Origin of the sequence: Dyella amyloliquefaciens (genome assembly GCF_004296575.1) — a bacterium.
In the GTDB taxonomy this organism is placed as follows: domain Bacteria; phylum Pseudomonadota; class Gammaproteobacteria; order Xanthomonadales; family Rhodanobacteraceae; genus Dyella; species Dyella amyloliquefaciens.
Genome location: NZ_SAYT01000002.1, coordinates 173,595 through 191,816, shown reverse-complemented (window position 1 = coordinate 191,816; position 18,222 = coordinate 173,595). Strand labels below are relative to the sequence as shown.

The following is an 18,222-nucleotide window of genomic DNA, read 5'->3' as shown; positions in this document are numbered from 1 at the left end:
AGCGTCAATGATTGCGGCCATGCGAATGGCCGCAATGGTTCGCCAGCAGCGACCGCGCGCGTCGCTCCCTTGTCATTCGCGCGGACCGCTTGTCCAGTTACGCCTGCCATCGTTGGCAGGGGAGGTTGCCGTAACGCCGATTGCGTGCATTCAGCGTCAGGTGAAGAACGGTTGGTGCGGGCGCCGGCTATGGCACGAAGCAGGCCGCTCGTCCTTCGCGGGACGCCCTTCGTCACGTCTTCCTTGCCTCTTCGTGCTTGCACGGTCATGGTCGAAAGTGCATGCCGACCTTTCGGTTTGCCGGCGTACATCCCTGCCCATAGGAGTTGATACGGGGGCGCGTAAGGCGCCACCCAAGCGTCACTTGCCTGGTGCCAGCGGATTGCACCGGTCTCAACGGCTTTGCGAATGAGAAGGCTCGCTGGGGCGCTTTGCCGCAACGAGCTTGTCGCGTGCCCTGATCGTGCATAGATCTGCGGGTGACCGGCGCGTTGATGCCTGACAGGCATTCGATGCGTACCGGCGCTTATGTTGCGAGTAGTACTTCATGACTGATTCCATCCCCTCGTCCGTGACGATTTCGCGCGAACTGTTCGACTCCGTGATCTCCGCCTTGACCAATCTTCGCTTCATCGGCGAATCCCTCGCCCATTTGCAGGGCAAGGACGCCGAGGTCTTGCCGCATACGCAGCACGCATCGGCAGTGATCCTTGCGCTGTTCAAGGCAGCGTTCTGACGTTGGAGCGTGCGTTGAGTCAGGCAAGCCCCGGCCGACCTCGCTCGAGGCGGCATCGGGAGAAGCCAGGAGCTGCGCTGACACCCTGATTGCGCGGGTGGCCGCTAAGCGCGTCGTCGGCGGCAATCAGGCCGTGTTGGCGTGGCCGTTGTTCTCTTGCGCTCAGAAGCGTTCGTCGTGTCTGCGTGGGGGGCAGTCACGTCAGCCCTTTGCGTGGCCAAGCTCGTAGTTCTACTTAGTCGCGCAGGGTAGTTTTTCGCTGGCAGTGGCATCGAGGATTTCGCACCATCGACGCATACTTTGCGTGAAGCTTGTTCCGCGTGTGGGATGTGCTGCCGCTTGCCTTTGGACTGCCGAGGGACCGCATGCGCCGTCTAGCAGGCCTATCCACGATGCTCGTGGTGTCGATGTTCTGCGGCACGGCGGGCGTCGCGCAGGCCACGGAAGGCGCTGGCGGTTTGTATCTCCTGGGAAGCCAGGCACTGGGCGCCGGATTGGCACCTGCTCCGGGCTGGTACGTATCGAGCGCCATGGCCCAGTACAGCGGACGTGTCGGCAGCGCGTCCGTCGGTGGCGTGACGCTGCTGTATCTCAAGAAGCGTGTCGACAGCGCTGGCGTCAATCTGCTGTATGCGCCCAAGACACACATACTGGGTGCGCAGGCCGCGATATCGGTCACGTTGCCTTATGCCTATCTGCGCCTGACCGGTGAAACCACGGGACGCATCGAGGGCGTGCATTCGGTGAGCAACACCAGCCTTGGTGATGCCGCGATCACCGGCCGCCTCGGCTGGAAAGTCAACGATGCGTTCTCGAATGCCGTGTCGTTGACGCTATGGTCCCCCACTGGCGACTACAGCAAGGGTTTCAGCGCCTCCATCGGGCACAACCGCTGGGCATGCGACATGCTCTGGGCGATGACCTACATCTCGCCAAGATCGCACCTGGAGTTCTCTGCCGCGCTGGGATACGGCATCAATGGCACCAATCCCCTGACACATTATCGCAGCGGTGACGAGGCGCATCTCGAGCTCGCCGTCGGAAAGCGCTTCTCGCCGCACTGGGTGGCGGGGCTCGCTGGTTATGCCTATCGGCAGGTGACCGCTGACAGCGGCATTGGCGACAGGCTGGGCAGTTTGAAGGGGCGCGTTTTTGGTGCCGGGCCCGCCGTGAACTACAGCACGCGCCTTGGTGGGCACGGCATCGCGGTAGGCGCCCGCTACTATCGCGAGTTTGGCGCGGTAGATCACTTCCATGGCAACGTGGTGATCCTGTCGACCACCATCCGCCTGTAGCGAAGCCGTTGCTGCGCATCCCTTGATGGGCGGAGCCGTCGTCAGTAGAACGCCTTGCGCACCTGCGCCCAGAACCGGGTGGAGGTATCGACGCGACCGGCGAGCAGGTCGGGCGGGCCACTGATGGGCTTGGCAACGGTGGCCGCAAGATGCCAGCCATGCGTGGCTGTCCAGTTCACGCCGACGCCCAGGCTGTCCAGTCGCGCGCTGTTGAGGCCGTTGAGGAAGGGTTTTTCGTAGACCTCCACGCGGCCCGTGTCGAAGAAGGCAGTGAATTGCCACACGCCCGGCACGGATGAGAACACGGTGTCGTGCCGGTATTCGACCGTGCCGAGGTTTCCTATGGAGCCCGCGATCACGCCGATGTCGTAGCCGCGCACGCTGTCGGGGCCACCCAGGAAAAACTGTTCGGAACTGTCGAGATTCTTGTTGGCGGTCTGGGCAGAGAAGCCGAGGTAGAGCGCATTGGTCGGGTTGAGCTGCTGCAGGCGGGAGATCGACAGCTCGAACTTCGTATAGCTGCCGGAGGTCCTTGCGCCGAAGTAATCGAAGAAGGCGGTCTGGAAGTTGTCGGTGAACAGGCGTCCGTAGTCCACCGAAAGACGCGCGTTGGTGACGCCGGAGGCGTCGATCTGGTCGCCGGCCAGCGTCGCGCTCCAGCGGTCGATGTGCCGGTCGTTGTCCAGTCCGATCACATCCACCCGGTCGTCCAGTCGGCGGTGATCGTACTCGACCATGGCGTACACGTTGCCCGCCGTGTTGCGGATGATCGGCTGCGACAGGAAGATGCTGCCCACCGTGGCGGTGCCGTGCGCGTCGAGGTTCTTCGCATCGCCCTTGAGGCGGTAATCGAGGCCGGACAGGGCGATGCCGATCGTCGTGCCGTAGCCGTTGAGCCGATAGCGGTATTCGCCGCGCCCGTATTTCATGCCGCTGCCGCTGGTGGTGGCATCGAAATCGAGCAGGTCGCCTTGTCCGAACGGACTGTTGATCGCGAAGCTGCCGGTAGCGCGTATGTCGCCGGTGTATTGGGCGGCGAAGTTGTCCAGCCCGACTTCGCCGGTGTAACGCGGCTGCGGCGTGACATCCACCTGCAGGTCCGAGGTGCCGACGGCCTGGCCGGGGCGAAGCGTGGAGTTGGCGGTCGCACCGGGAATGTCCGAAAGCAGCAGGAGGCTGCGTTCGAGCGTGTACTGGGTGACGGCCTGATCGGCTTTCAGTGGCGCCAGCGAAGCGTTGAGCACCCGGTCGGACACGTAGCTCTGGTTGTTGACGGTGACGGCGCCATAGCGCGCCTCCGCCACGTCGATGCGTACGACCCCATCCTTGATCGTCTGCGCAGGAACATAGGCGGTTGCCAGCGGGTAGCCATGCTTGTGATAGACGTTGCTGATGCGTAGGGCGAGCGCGTCCAGGTCGCCCAGCGTCAGCTCGTGTCCCTCGCCGGAAGCGACTTCGGCATGCAGCAGTTCGGTTGGCAGCTCGGTATTGCCGGTGATCTGGATGCTGCGCACCATGAATCGGGTGGTGTTCCTCGAGGCCTCGTTTGTTTGCGGCTGGATGTTCAGATCCAGCTTGGATGACGGAGGTTGTACCGGTGGCCGTGTCACCTGTTGCAGGATCTGACCGCTACTGACCGGCGGCGTCACCGGCTGGGTCTGTGCCCATGCCGCATGGGCGTTCAGTGCGATGGAAATGGCCGCGCAAAGGCGAACGCCCCGCGATGTGGTCAAACGGATGGATCGCATAAGCGCAAGCCTGTGGTTGCCCATGGGGGCGCGTCGATGAGAGGCGGTGTGGCGGGTCATGGCGACTTGTTCGATGGCAGGCGCACGCCGCCGTCAACCACCTGCAAAGGCAGGCCCGGATGGAAGTCCGAACGGATACGGTTCCGCTCCAGCGGGTGATCGGCCTCCAGCTTCTGGTTTCCGGTGTACGCGCCGGTCGCGTTGTCCCGCGCGGTGCCGTAAGGCGTGTCGATCTCGTTGTGGGCCATCGGCGATTGCAGGGCCGCCAGGAAGCCGAACGGGAACGGATTGGGAAGCGGAGGCGTCGGTGGTCCGATCGGCTGGGTGATGTCTGCCGTCAGGCCGGTCGGCTGCACCAGCACGTAGTTGCCCGCGTCGGCACCGCTGATCGTCATGCTGGTGTTCACGGGTTTGTCGTTGCCGACATTCGGGTCGTTGAACAGGCCGGTCGCGTCATTGCCGAGCACGACATCGTCGCTGCCCAGGATGCCGGCGAGCGTCGCACCGGAAAGGCTGTCGAGGGTGGTGCCGTCATAAGGACGGTCGGTGGTCTGCGTGCCGGTGACGGTCAGCGTGGCGGGCGTCACCGTGACCCAATCGAATCCGCCGGCCAGCGTGTAGTTACTCGCAAGGGCGTTGCCATTGCCGGTGAGCGTGAAGCCGGCAAGACCATTGGGCGCGAACGCCTTTTGGTTGCCCACGTTCTTGTCGGTGAGGACGCCGCTACCGCCGAGCGTGAGCGTTTCGCCGTTGACGCCGGTCAGCACGCCGCTGTTGCCGAACAGGCTCGCGGACGCAAGCGTCGTGGCATCGTAGACGCGGGTGCCGGTGAGGTTGAGGATGACCGGGTTGATGTTGGCCTGGGTGACGGCGGTGTTGTTGAACGTGTAGTTGCCTGCATCGGCGCCGCTGGCGCTGATGCCATCCACCGTCACTTGCTTGCCGGTGCCCGCATCCTTGCTATCGAAGTTGGCCGAGCTGTCGCTGAAACTCACGTTGTCGCCGGCAAGCACGCCGTTGCTGCCGAGGCTTACCGTGGCGGTCGTGTTGCCGTCGTAGGTCTTGTCACTCGCGCTGGCGCCAACGTTGATGGGCAGGCGGGTAATGGTCACCCAGTCCGTGCCGCCTGTCAGCGTGTAGTTGCTGGCCAGGGTGCTGCCGTTGCCAGTGAGCGTGAAGCCGGCCAGGCCATTCGAGGCAAAGGACTTGCGGAAGCCCACGTTCTTGTCGGACAGCGTGCCGCTGCCGCCAAGGGTCAGCGTTTCGCCATGGACGCCCGCCAATACGCCCTGGGTGCCAAACAGCGATGCGGCGGCAATGTTGCTGCCATCGTAGGTGCGCGTGCCGGTCAGGTTGAGCACGAACGGGAAGATGTCCGCGGCCGTTGGCACGATGGACGGGTAGATATAGTTGCCTGCGTCCGTGCCGGTGAGGCTGATGCCATCGACGATGATCGGGACGCGGTCGCCGGCATTGGGAGAGACGAACTCGGCGGACGTATAGCTGATGGTGACGTCGTCGCCGGCAATGATGCCGCCGTTGCTCAGGCCAAGCAGCGTTGCCGCGGTGGTCCCGTCGTAGGTCTTGTCCGCAACACTCGCGGTCACCAGGATAGGCTTGGGCGTGATGGTGACCCAGTCAGTGCCACCTGCGAACGTGTAGTTGCTGGCCAGTGCGCCGTTGTTTCCGGTGAGGCTGAAGCCATTGAGGCCCAGCGGCGCAAACGACTTCTGCTGACCCACATTCTTGTCGACCAGGGTGCCGCTGCCGCTGAGGGTCAGGGTTTCGCCGTCGGCGCCGGTAAGTACGCCCTGGTTGCCGAACAGACTGGCATTGGCGGTCGCCGTGCCGTCGTAGATGCGTCGGCCCGTGAGATCCAGGATGAACGGCGTGATGTTGGCGGTGGTGGTGGCGATATTGTTGAAGCTGTAGTTCGCCGCGTCGGCGCCGCTGTCGCTGATGCCGGTGACGGTGACCAGCTTGTTGTTGCCCACGTCCTTGCTGGCGAAGTTGGCGGCGGTGAAGTTGAAGTCCACCGTGTCGCCGGCAATCAGCCCGCTGGGTGTCAGCAGGGCGGCCTGGGCCGCCGTGGTGCCGTCGTACACCTTGTCCTGTGCGGTGACGGAAAGGGTGATGGCCAGTGGCGTGATGGTCACCCAGTCGATGCCGCCGTCGAGCGTGTAGTTGCTTGCCAGCGCGCCGTTGTTGCCGGTCAGCGTAAAGCCCGCCAGGCCCCCGGCTGCAAACGGTTTCTGCACGCCGACGTTCTTGTCCATCAGGGTGCCGCTACCGCCAAGCGTTAGTGTTTCGCCATTGACGCCAGTGAGCACGCCGTTGTTGCCGAACAGGTTTGCGGCGGCATAGGGCGTGCCGTTGTATACACGTGCACCGGTCAGGCTGAGGATGTACGCAGTGATGTTGGCGCTGGTGGTGACCGAGCTGGGGAAGGTGTAGTTGTTGATATCGCTGCCGCTTCCGCCAATGCCGCTGACGGTAATCGGAATGTTGTTGCCCGCGTTGGCCTGGGTGAAGGCGGCATTGGTGTAGACCAGCGATGCGCTGTCACCCGCGACCAGGCCGTTGACGGTAAAGCTGCTGAGCTGCGCGGCGGTGGTGCCGTCGTAGACCTTGTCCTGGCCGACGGCCGTGACCGTGAGTGCCTTGCGGGTAATCGCCACCCAGTCGCCGACGCCCGTGCCCAGCGTGTAGTTGCTGGCCAATGCGCCGTTGTTGCCTGTCAGTGTGTAGCCCGCGAGTCCGTTGGTGGCGAACGGCTGCGCGTTGCTGACGTTCTTGCTCGCCAGCGTGCCGGTGCCCGACAGCGTGATCGTCTCGCCGTTGACGCCGGTGAGTACGCCGTTGTTGCCGAACAGGCTGGCCGCCGCGTTGGCCGTGCCGTCGTAGACACGGGTCCCCTGCAACATCAGAAGATACGGCGTGATGTTGGCGCTCGTGACAGCGGTGGTGTTGAAGGTGTAGTTGCCGGCGTCGGTGCCTGTCGCGTTGATGCCGCTCACGTTGACCGGCTTGTTGTTGCCGACATTCGGGTTGTTGAACAGGGCGGAGCCGTAGGCGAAGTTGACGACGTCGCCGCCGAGCACACCACTGCTTCCCAGCGTGACGGTGGCGTTGCTGTTGCCGTCGTAGACCTTGTCCTGGCCGGTGGCTTGCACCGTGATGGCCAGTGGGTTGATGGTGACGAAGTCGTTGGCCGGCACAGCCAGCTGGTAGTTGGCGGCCAGGCCCGTGCCGTTGCCCAGCGCAAGCGTGCCCAGGCTGGCCAGTGCCTGCTTGCCGACATTCTTGGACACCAGCGTGCCCGAGCCGGACAGGCTCAGGGTCTGGCCGTCGAGGCCGGTGATGGAGCCGAACACCGAGGCATCCGCATTGACGGTGGCGTCGTATGTGCGAGCGCCGTTGAGGCTGAGAATGTACGGCGTGATATTGGCGGCCGTGGTCGCCGTGGTGTTGAACGTGTAGTTGCCAAGGTCGGCGCCGGCGCCGCTGATGCCGTTGACTGTGACCTGGATGCCGTTGCCGACATTCGGCGTGGCGAAATTGGCCGTGCCGTAGCTGAGGGTGAGCTGGTCGCCGGTCAACACGCCGGTCGAGCTGACGTTCGCCGTCGCGGTGGTGGTCGTGTCGTACACCTTGTTCTGTGCCGTGGCGTCAACCGTAATCGCCAGGGGCGTAATGATGCCGTCGGTGAGCGCGGAGGGCTGGCTTAGCGTGTAGTTGGCCGCGTCCGCGCCGCTGATGGTCATGGTGCCGGGGGTGACTGTCTTGCCGGTGCCGACGTTCTTGTTGTCGAAGGTTCCGCTGGTGTCGTTGCCCAGGGTGACCGTGTCGCCGGAGAACACGCCCACCAGGGCGGAGCCCTGCAGCGTGGCGTTGGTCGTGGCGTCATAGACCTTGGGCACCGAGGTGGTGCCGGTGACGGTCAGGTTATAAGGCTTAATGGTGACGGCATTGTTCGCCGGCGCATCGAGCTGGTAGTTGGTGGCCAGGCCACCGCCGCTGCCGTCCGCCAGGGTAAGCGTGCCCAGGCTGGAGAAGGCTTCCGTGCCGACGTTCTTGGAGACCAGGACGCCACTGCCCGAAAGAGCGAGCGTTTCGGTGGTGCCATCGACGGTCACGCCGTTGAGTACGCCGCTGTTGCCAAACAGGTTGGCGTTGGCGTCAGGTCCGGCGTCGTAAACGCGCGTTCCGGTCAGCTTGAGTATGTAGGGGGTGATGTTGGCGGTGGCAGTGGCCGTGTTGTTCTGGAAGACGTAGTTGCCCGCGTCGGCGCCGCTTTCCGTGATGTCGGCGACATTGATCAGGATGCCGTTGCCCACGTTCTTCGTCACGAACGTGGCCGAGCCGTAGCTGAAGACGACCGTATCGCCCGACAGCACATCACTGCTGCTCAGGTTGACGGTGGCGTTCGTGGTGCCGTCGTACACCTTGTTGTTGCCGGTGGCGGTCACCGTGGCCGTGACGATCAGTGGCGTGATGTTGGCAGTCAAGTCCGTCGGCTGGTGAAGCGTGTAGTTGCCGGCGTCGGTGCCGCCGATCGACATGCTGGTGGTTACCGGCTTGTTGTTGCCGACGTTCTTGTTGTCGAACTGGCCCAACGTGTCGTCGCCGAGCGTTACCGTGTCGCCACTGAGCACACCGCTCAGGGTCGCGCCGCTCAGTGCGGCATTGGTGTTGCCGTCGTACACCTTGCTGGCTGCCACCGTGTTGAGCACGTACAGGTCCGCCGGGGTGATCGTCAGCCAGTCGGTGCCGCCGACCAGCGTGTAGTTGGTGGCCTTGGCACCACCGCCGGTGCCGGTGAGGGTGAAGCCACTCACGTTCATGGCTTTCTGGTTGCCAATGTTCTTGTCGGCCACGGTGCCGCTGCCCGACAGCGTGAGCGTTTCGGTGACGCCGTTGACGGTCACGCCGTTGAGTACGCCGCTGCTGCCGAACAGCGCGGCGTTGGCGATGTTGGTGGTGTCGTAGATGCGGCTGGCCGTCAGGTTGAGGATGCGCGCAAGAATGTTGGCCGTGGTGGTGGCGCTGTCGTTGAGCAGGGTGTAATTGCCTGCATCCGCACCGGTCAACGCAATGCCGGTTACCGTCACCGGGAGATTGGTGCCTACGTCCGACTGGGAGAAGGTGGACGAACCGGCGGTGTAGCTCACGTTGTCGCCGGCGATCAGGTCCGGAATGGACAGGTAGTTGACCTGCGCCGCATTCGTGCCGTCGTACATCTTGTCGATGCCGGTGACGCTTACCGTGACGCCCAGTTTCGTAATGTCAGCCACCAGGCCGGTAGGTTGGATCAGGTTGTAGTTGCCCGCATCGGTGCCGGAGATCGTCATGCTGGTGGCGACAGGCTTGTTGGTGCCCACGTTCTTGGTGTCGAACGTACCGACGGTGTCGTTACCCAGCGTGACGACGTCGTTGAGCAGCACGCCATTGAGCGTCGCACCGGTCAGGGCGGCGTCGCGGTTGCCGTCGTACACCTTGCTGTGGGCCACCGTGTTCAACACGGTCAGGTCGGCCTTGGTGATGGTGACCCAGTCGTTGGCAGCCACGTCCAGCTGGTAGTTGCTGGCCAGGCCCGTGCCGTCGCTCAACGCCAGCGTGCCCAGGCTGCTGAGCGGCACCTGCACGCCGACGTTCTTGCTCGACAGCGTGCCGACGCCGGACAGGCCGAGCGTCTGGCCATTGACGCCGTTGACGAGGTCGTTGACGGAAAACACGCTGGCGTCGGCATGGGTGGTGGCGTCATACACGCGAGTGCCGGTGAGCGTGATGATGGCGGCCGTGATCTCTCCCAGCGGCCCGGTGGCCGTCGTGGGCAGCAGGTAGTTGGACAGATTGGTGCCGAGCGGCGAGGTGAAGTTCGACGGTTCCAGCGTGGCCGTCAAGCCGATGTTGGTGCCGACATTGGGCGACAGATAGGCACTGCTGGTCGAGCCGTTGATGGTGGCGCTCTGGCCGCTGACGAGACCGCTGATGGTGTAGTCGCTGGGTGCGAGCGAAACCGAGGTGGTGCCGTCGTACGCCTTGATCGGATTGCCGGTGATGCTCACCGTCAGCGGCCTGGGTGTGATGTTGGCCGTCAACCCGTACGGCTGCGATACCGAATAGTTGCCGGCCTGCGCGCCGCCGATGGTGAAGCCGCTGCTGTTGACGAGCAGGCTGTTGCCTACGTTGGCGGTGATGAAATTGCCGGTGCCGCCCGCGACGTTGAGCGTCACGTCATCGTTGCCGAGCACGCCGGACAGGGATGCCCCGCTGGTATTGATGGTGGCCGTGGTGGTGCCGTCGTAGACCTTGTCGTTCGCATCGGCGCCGATGATGGTGAGCGGGGCAGGGGTGATATTCGCGGCCAGCCCGCTGATTGGCTGCAGCAGGTAATTGGCTGAGGCACTCCCCGAGATGCTGAAGCCGCTGGCGCTTACGGCGATGCCGTTGCCCACGTTCGACTGCGCGAAGGTGCCCGTGGTGCTGGTGTTGAGGGTGACGTTGCCCTCGTCGCCCGCCACCAGACCGGAAAGCGCCGCGCTGGCCACGTTGAGCGTCGCTGCCGTGGTCGTGTCATAGATCTTGTTGTTGGCGTACGCGTTGATGATGTACAGCGGCGCCTGGAGGATGCTGCCCGGGCCGGCGGCGGATGTCGGCAGGTCGTAGTTGGTCAGCAGCGTTCCGCTGTCGGCGGTGAAGTTGCTCGGTACGAGCGAGCCGCTGACGGTCCAGTGGCCGGCATTGGCGCTGGAGTAGCTGAATCGGGTCGTCGGCGTGATGGTGGCGCCCTCGCCAGTCACGAAGCCGTCGATCTGGAATTGATAACAGGTCACGCAGGCGTCGGCGGTGCCGTTATAGATCTTGGTGGGGTTGTTGATGATGGTGGCGGTGAGCGGCGCGGGGATAATGGTGCCGGTGCCGTAGGCATCCACCGGGAAGCTGTAGTTGTTGAGGTCCGTCCCGGGATCAGGCGTGAAATACGATTCCAGCATCGTCGCGTGCACCGGCTGCGAGCCCGCGTTCTTGCTGGCGTAGTCGCCGGTGACGGTCTGGTTGACGGTAGCGCCCTGGCCCGGCGCAAAACCCGATAGGGTGAAATCGCCCGCAGCGATGATGGCGATGGTGTTGCCGTCGTAGACCTTCGACGGGTTGCCGGTAATGGACACCGTGAAATTGCCGTCGATCGGCGCCTTGTAGATCGTGCCCATGCCGGTCGCGGTGGTCGGTAACAGGTAATCGCTCAGCAGCGTGTTGGGGCCGGCCGTGAAGTTGCCCGTCGAAAGCGACGTGGTGACGTTCCAGAAGCCGACGTTGGACGAGGCGTAGGTGCCGGTGGTCGGTACCGGGCTGAGAGTGATCTGCTCGCCCGGAATGGTGCCTGTCACCGTGTAGTTGCCCGGGCCCAGCGTGGCGACATCGTTGCCGTCGTACACCTTGCTCGGGTTGTTGACGATGTCGACCTGGATGGGTTGCGGCTGGATGATGCCCGTCGCGCTGGTCAGGCTGGCGGGGAAGCTGTAGTTCGACATCGACGTGCCGGCATCCGGACTGAAGTCCGATGCCGTCAGCGTGGCTGTCACCGGGATGTTGGTGCCCGCGTGCTGCGTGGCGTAGCCGCCGGTAACCTGCGTGATGGTGGCGCCCTGGCCGGCCACGAATCCCGAGATCGTGTAGTTGGACTGGTTCAGGGCGACGGCCGTGGTGCCGTCGTAGATCTTGGTCGGGCTGCCCTGGAAGTCGATGGTCAGCGGCGCGGGCGTGATGTTCGCAGTGATCCCGGCGAGGCTGCTCACGCTGTAATTGCTGGCGGCCGAGCCGCTCAGGGTGAAGCCGTTGACCGACACCGCCAGGTTGTTGCCCACATTGGACTGGCTGAAGGTGCCGGTGCTGCCGGTGGTCGATAGCGTGACGTTGCCCTCGTCCGAGGCCACCAGGCCGCTGATGCCGGCGCTGCCCACGTTGAGCGTGGCGGAGGTGTTGCCGTCGTACACCTTGTTGTTGGCGGTGACGCCGGTTACGGTCAGCGGCCTGAGCGTGATGTCCGCCTCCAGGTAGCCGGCCGGCTGCAGGAAATAATTGGCCGCCTTGCCGCCACTGAGCGTGAAGCCGCTGGCGATGACCTGGATGTTGGTGCCCGCGTTGGGTGACACGAACGCCGCGCTGGCGCCCGTCGTGCCGAGCGTGACCTGTCCGGCGTCGGTGCTGATCAGTCCGAACAGCGTGGCGCCGCTGGTGCTCAGCGATGCCGTGCGTGTGCCGTCATAAACCTTGTCCGACGTGGTCAGTCCGCTGACGAGCAGGGGCGCCTGGTCGATCGTGCCCGTTCCGGTCGCCGTGGTGGGCAGGATGTAGTTGGAGAGGCTGGTGCCGCTGTTGGCGACGAAGTTCGTCGGCGTGAAACTGGCGCTCATCGCGATGCCGCTGCCGGCATCGGGTGTGGCGTAGCTCACTGAGCTGGCCTGGTTGACCGTGGCACCCTGGCCCGCCACGAATCCGCTGAAGCTGTAGTTGCTTGATGTGAGCGTGGCGCTGGTGGTGCCGTCGTAAACCTTGGTCGGGTCATTGACGATGCTGGCCGTGAGCGGCGCCCTGGTGATGGTGCCGATCGCGGCGCTGGTCTGGCCGGTGCCCTTGTAGCCGTAGACGGGAATGGTGCCCGTCGCGTCGAAAAAGGTGACGTTGGCGATCGAAGTGGGTGAACTCACCACCAGGCCGGTGCCCGCGTTTGCCGTCGCATAGGTGCCGATCGCGCGCGTCACCTGATCACCATTGACCAGGCCGGACGTCTGCAGGTTGGCGCCGGTAAGGATGGCGGTCGTGGTGCCGTCGTACACTTTGCTCACCGTGCCGGTGAGGCTGGTAAGCGTCACCGTGGGCGCGAGGCTGTAAAGGAAGCCGTTGCCGCTGCCAGCGGGTGCATCGGGGTAAGGGGCGTTGTATTGGATGAACGACGGAGTGAGTCCTCCCGTCGTGTTGCGAGTGGGATTGCTCGAGTAGATCAGCCACGGTGCCGATGTGCCTGTGCTCACCGCACTGGCCCCGCCGTTGTTGATGAAATTGCCTGCGGTAACGAGAGTGACGCCCGCGCCACCCACCACGGAGGCGCCCGACCCGATCGTCAGGTTGGCCGCGCGTGCGAACATGTTGATCTCGCCGGCGCCGCTGATCGCTGCGTTGACGTTGATGGCGTTGTACGCATCAAGCGTCAGGCTGGCGGCAGCATTGCTCCAGCTGATGGGCGCGGCCACGGTGATGTCGCCATTGCCCGGGCTCTGCACGCCCGCACCAGAGGCGCCGTTTGCCGTGGTCTGCTCGACGACATTGGTGCCGCCATTGAGCGTGGTGGAGATGGTGGTGGCAGCGGCGCTGTCGATGGTGAGATCGGTGGGGTCGACCAGCCAGGTGCCCGCGCGACCATGCGGAGCCGCGGCGGAAATCTGTGCATCGGGCGCCAGCTTGAAGTGGGCCGCCGAGGTTTCGATGGAGCCGCCACTGCCTCCGTTCGGCGCGCTGGCATCCAGTTGGCCGCCCACGTTGACCTGGCCTGCCGTCATGCCGCCCAGCAGCGTGATGGTGCCGTTGTGGTTCTCCACGGTTTGCGCGCGCACCTTGCCCGTGTTGTTCACGACGCTGGCGAGCAGTGAATCCTTGGCGCCGGCCGTCATGACCACCTGACCACCATCGGCAACGATCAGCTGGTGATTCTCGGCAAGGTTGTTGAGCGTGCTGCGGTCGACCTGCACGCGCACGAGCCTCACATCGTCGAAGGTGAGGGTGACCGCGCTGCCACCGGCCAGTGCGACGGAACCGAGCCGCGCGCTGATCACACCCTGGTTGGATACCTGGTTGCCCACCAGGGCGACGTAGCCACCGGAAGCCGCCTGGATCACACCCTGGTTGACCACGCGTCCGGTACCGGAGCCGCTGAAGGTGTGCTGGTTGCCGGTCAGGCTATCGGCACCCGGATCGAGCGTGGATGCGACGAGTCCACCCACGTTGACCTGCGCGCTCTGTCCGAACAGGACGCCGTTGGGATTGATAAGCCACACCTGGCCGTTTGCATTCAGACGTCCAAAGATGTCGCTTGGGTTGTTGCTGAAGACGCGATTGACCGCAATCGCACTGCGGCCTGGCTGCACGAAGTTGACGGTTTCGTCGGCACCGATATTGAAGCTCTGCCAGTTCAGCTGCAGGGTGGGGCTGTTCTGCTGGATGGTGGTGATGAGGCCGGCCTGCTGGATGCTGCCGCTACCCGCAATGACCTGGCCGCCAGAGGGGCCGTTGGCGGCTTGCGCGACACCAGCCATGGCCAATGCACTGGCGAGCAGTGACAGCTCCAGTATCCGCCGGTGCCTGCGGCACGAGGTGCCGGTGGATGAGGCGGATCGATCGCGCGCCAGTTCCGATGCAACAACCCACTGGCGAAGGGCTCGATTCCAGCACAGGCGATAAATCCGATTCATGGTGTTTGCACCTCTGAAAGACCGAAGCCGCAAGTCCTGGAATCGCCGGCGAGTGAAGAAAGCCTCGCGGCCTTGGGCTACGGCCTGGCTTCGGACGATCTATCTCGCGGCGTGGGAACGGCGCCGCGAGCCATGGCGGTCGGCATGGAGACGAGTGGATTCGCTCTCATGATGACCTCTGTCGATGGTTTGCATGGCGCCCGTGTGCGCGCGATGTGGGAGGGTTGGCGGAGGGTGCGCATGCCAAGAATGGGGAAGGTTCTGACATCCGACTCAAGGCAGCGCGCCGTGCGCTCCTCTTCAATGGTCGTGCTGTCTTGAGGGGTGCAGTCTGTCGCGGGGCACCCTCCTGCACGAAACCATGCACGTGTTACCTCCCGACTTCTGGGCGTCTGTAGTCTTCGCAGGGGCGATGAAGACGAAGCAGGATCCCTTGCGCGAACGCATGTTCATGCGTGCGTTGGGAGCATGTGCCACCGTTGAAATTCTCGCTACCGCAAAAATACCTACGGGAAACTGTCGCCCGCGTTGCCTCTTTCAAGCCATGGCGCGGAGCTGTTGTGCTTTTATCGTGAAAGGGTGAACGGCCTGCCGCGGTTGGGCGCACAAACCAACTCGAGTCGCATGGACTTCTGCAAACTTTGAAGTCGCTGCGTTCTCATGGATCGGCAGCGGACTGAAGCAGGGGATCGTTGAAAAGGTGCGCGCTCCTCGCTGTCGGTCTCCGATAGCACGAGACGATTTCGTTTCACTTCATCCATACAAGGCTGTACAGGTTGCCGAACAGACGGCGGCCTATCGAGTGCACGGAATGACCTCACTGTTCGTCCTGTGCTGTGAAGCACTTGCTTCCGCCCGAGCGGGCTGAAGGCTAGAGCTGGTCGACTTTCTGCAAGAACATCAATTCCGATGGGGTCTGAAAATCTCTCTGGCTCCGGCCGGCTGCGGGCACTCGCTTACGGCTAACTCGGGAGAGGTCCGTTCTTAGACGCATGGCGGGCCTCTTTGGGTTCATCCAAGGGATCCATGGCAGGTCCTTGCCCGTAGATCTACGTAGCAAGCATTGGTACTTCTTCGCTGGTTTCAATTTCTTGCGGCCACCATCATCGGTCGCAAGAACCAAGCAAGCTTCCCATCTGCGGCGTTCGCGATGAGCGATGAGTCGGGTTTGAGATGGCGACATCAGGGGCAAATCAACGGGCGTTCGCAAGAGCGAATTCATGTCTGGAGGTCGCGTTATGAAAAGTAAGAGATCGAGGCTTGTGTCCTCGGTTGGCCCGCTGTTGCTCGCCAGCCTGGTCATGATGGGTGGAATCATCGGTTGTTCTCAATCCGGCCAGGGCATTGGGTCCGGCCAAGCCAGTACCACCGGGGCGAGCGCTCCCAGTATTCCAACTGGCGAGCCCGTGGTCCCCGAGCCGGTCAATGCAGTGACACCGCCTCCTCTCCCGGCTGTCGCAAACAATCCCGCAAACAACGGGAAGCGACCCAATATCGTGGTGATCTGGGGTGACGATATCGGCATGTGGAATGTCGGCGCCTACACGCACGGAATGATGGGTCACACGCCAAACATCGATTCCATCGCCAGGGAGGGCATGATCTTTACTGATCAGTATGGTCAGCCCAGTTGTACGGCCGGTCGCGCTGCGTTTGCGATGGGCCAGCTGCCGATTCGTACCGGCATGACCACCATCGGCATTCCCGGATCGACGCGCGGTATACAGAAGAGCGATCCGACCATCGCGGAGGTGCTCAAGTCAGTGGGCTACGCCACCGCTCAGTTCGGCAAGAACCACCTGGGTGACCGCAACGAGTTCCTGCCGACCGCGCATGGTTTTGACGAGTGGTTCGGCAACCTCTACCACCTCAATGCCGAAGAGGAGCCCGAGCAACTGGACTATCCCGGCCAGAAGAACCCCGCCTACAAGGACAAGTATGGTCCGCGCGGCGTGCTGCATACCTGGGCCACGGATACGGACGATCCGACCAACGATCCCAAGTTTGGGCGGGTGGGCAAGCAGAAGATCGTCGACACGGGGCCGCTGACGCGCAAGCGCATGGAGACCATCGATCAGGAAGTGACCGACGAAACGTTGAAGTACATGGACAAGGTCGGCAAGGGAGATAAGCCGTTCTTCATCTGGTACAACTCGACGGCCATCCATGTCTGGTCGCATCCCAATCCGAAGTACGTGCAGATGGCCGTGGACGAGGGGAGAGCGGAAGAGGATGTGGTTCGCGCCCGCATGCTTGAGCATGACGAACTGGTCGGAAAGATCCTGCAGAAGATCAAGGATCTTGGCGTCGAAGGCAACACCATCGTCATCTACAGCACCGATAACGGCAACGAGTACATGTTCTATCCGGATGGAGGAACGGCACCGTTCCGCGGCGAGAAAGGCACGACCTGGGAGGGCGGCCTGCGCGTGCCGATGCTGGTCAAGTGGCCGGGTCACATTCCCGCCGGCCGCGAAGGCAATGGCATACAGAGTCACGAAGACACCTATGTCACGCTGGCAGCCGCTGCAGGTCTTCCCAATCTGAAGGATGACCTGCTCAAGGGTTACACCATGAACGGCACGAAGTACAAAGTGCACCTGGATGGCTATAACAATCTCGACTATTGGACCGGCAAGACCGACAAGTCGGCGAGGCGAGAACTGTTCTACTACGACGAAACCGATCTCATGGCGGTTCGTGTCGATGGATGGAAGATGCACATCGGCGTAAAGCACCACGGAAGCTGGTTCGACGAAAAGTCCTTCCCCAGCGTTCCCTACATCGTGAATCTGCTGATGGATCCGATGGAAAAAGTCACGCCTGACTCCGAGGAGTACCAGTACGAGGGTCGCAAGTTTGTCGCCCAGAAGTTGTGGGCGCCAACAGCGGCGGTACCTTTCCTCGCCGCTCATCTGAAGAGCTTGCAGGACTTTCCACCAAGTCAGGGTTCCGACACCTTGAGCATGAAGAAAGCCATCGACGGCGCCATGCAGAAGCTGCAGAACCCGAACGGCAGCAGCAACTGATCGCCACTTGGCTACAAAAAGGCACAGGGATTGCTCCCTGTGCCTTTTTCTTTTGGAAACGGACGATCCGTGGAGCCCGGTAGTTGGCGGCCTCACGCCGTCACTGGAACAGCGGGGCTCAGTCCAGCGGGACTTCGAAAATGGCCTTGAGGGTCAGCTTGTCGCTTGCGCCGTTGAGGCCGTGGCCGATGCCGAAGTTGAAGGGAAGCGGGCCGCCAGTGACATCGATGGCGGCAAACAGCTGCTGGTCCTGCTTGTGCGGAGGTTCGAAGTTTCCGACGGAGCCGAAGTCGTTGTAGTACTCCAGGCCTAGCGCGGTGTCCTTCGCCACGGTTCGCGCGATCTTGAGGCCGGGATTGAAGTCCGGCCTGTCGCTGACATGGCGGGAACGATACGTCTCATCGATCACCGGATTGAACGACACCAGCCATAACGGGCTGCGATAGCCGACGATGGGGCGAATCTCCACCGCGGGACGGCCTTGCTCGAACCGTTCGTTGACGGCGGATACTTCGACATTGAGGCCGTAGAAGATGCCCGAGCTTCCCTCTTCGGGACGCTGCGGAATCCACTTCAGCCGGAAGCGCGGACCGGGAAAGTAGGTGCTCCCGGTGCTGTCATGCACGATCGGGAGATACAGGCCGGCTTCCAGCGTGTCGGTGAGGCCGTAGGACCACTCCATGGTGGTGCGGAAACCATGGTTCGGAGTGATTTCACCAGGCCATTCCGGCGTGGAGCGACCGTCCACCGTGGTGTTCAGGTGAAGCTCCAGCCCGACCTGGCCGCGCTTGTTGATGCTGTCGTCATAGACCTGGATTTCATCGGTCAGGTCGGCGTGGGCAGTGCGTGCATACAGCCCGATCAAGGGCGCGCACGCCAGGGCGATGAGCGGGATGAATCGTCGCGTCGACGACATGGGCGCGGCAAGCAAAGGCATGGTCAAAGTCG

General features: G+C 63.1%; 6 protein-coding genes. 3 read left to right on the top strand and 3 right to left on the bottom strand.

All coding sequences use genetic code 11. The features are described 5' to 3' along the window. Nucleotides 1-547 precede the first annotated feature (547 nt). Nucleotides 548-736 (top strand): hypothetical protein, encoded by a 189-nt coding sequence (locus EPB08_RS05420; protein WP_130618063.1) that lies wholly within the window; start codon nucleotides 548-550, stop codon nucleotides 734-736. Between the two features lie 365 nt (nucleotides 737-1,101). Next, nucleotides 1,102-2,031 carry a SphA family protein gene (locus EPB08_RS05415; RefSeq protein ID WP_130618062.1) on the top strand — a complete coding sequence of 310 codons (930 nt, stop codon included), beginning with the start codon at nucleotides 1,102-1,104 and terminating at the stop codon, nucleotides 2,029-2,031. Nucleotides 2,032-2,072: 41 nt separating this feature from the next. Here EPB08_RS05415 and EPB08_RS05410 read toward each other — a convergent pair whose 3' ends face one another. Continuing rightward, entirely contained in the window at nucleotides 2,073-3,779 is a 1,707-nt protein-coding gene (locus EPB08_RS05410; RefSeq protein ID WP_130618061.1) for a ShlB/FhaC/HecB family hemolysin secretion/activation protein, read from the bottom strand. Between the two features lie 56 nt (nucleotides 3,780-3,835). After that, nucleotides 3,836-14,245, bottom strand: coding sequence for a YDG domain-containing protein (locus EPB08_RS05405; protein ID WP_130618625.1), 10,410 nt, complete (start codon nucleotides 14,243-14,245; stop codon nucleotides 3,836-3,838). A gap of 1,496 nt (nucleotides 14,246-15,741) precedes the next feature. Here EPB08_RS05405 and EPB08_RS05400 point away from each other — a divergent pair. Beyond that, nucleotides 15,742-17,274 carry an arylsulfatase gene (locus EPB08_RS05400; protein ID WP_205746290.1) on the top strand — a complete coding sequence of 511 codons (1,533 nt, stop codon included), beginning with the start codon at nucleotides 15,742-15,744 and terminating at the stop codon, nucleotides 17,272-17,274. A gap of 118 nt (nucleotides 17,275-17,392) precedes the next feature. On the opposite strand, the gene EPB08_RS05395 is transcribed toward EPB08_RS05400, so the two are convergent. Then, entirely contained in the window at nucleotides 17,393-18,211 is an 819-nt protein-coding gene (locus EPB08_RS05395) for a hypothetical protein (RefSeq protein WP_205746289.1), read from the bottom strand. Between the last annotated feature and the right edge of the window lie 11 nt (nucleotides 18,212-18,222).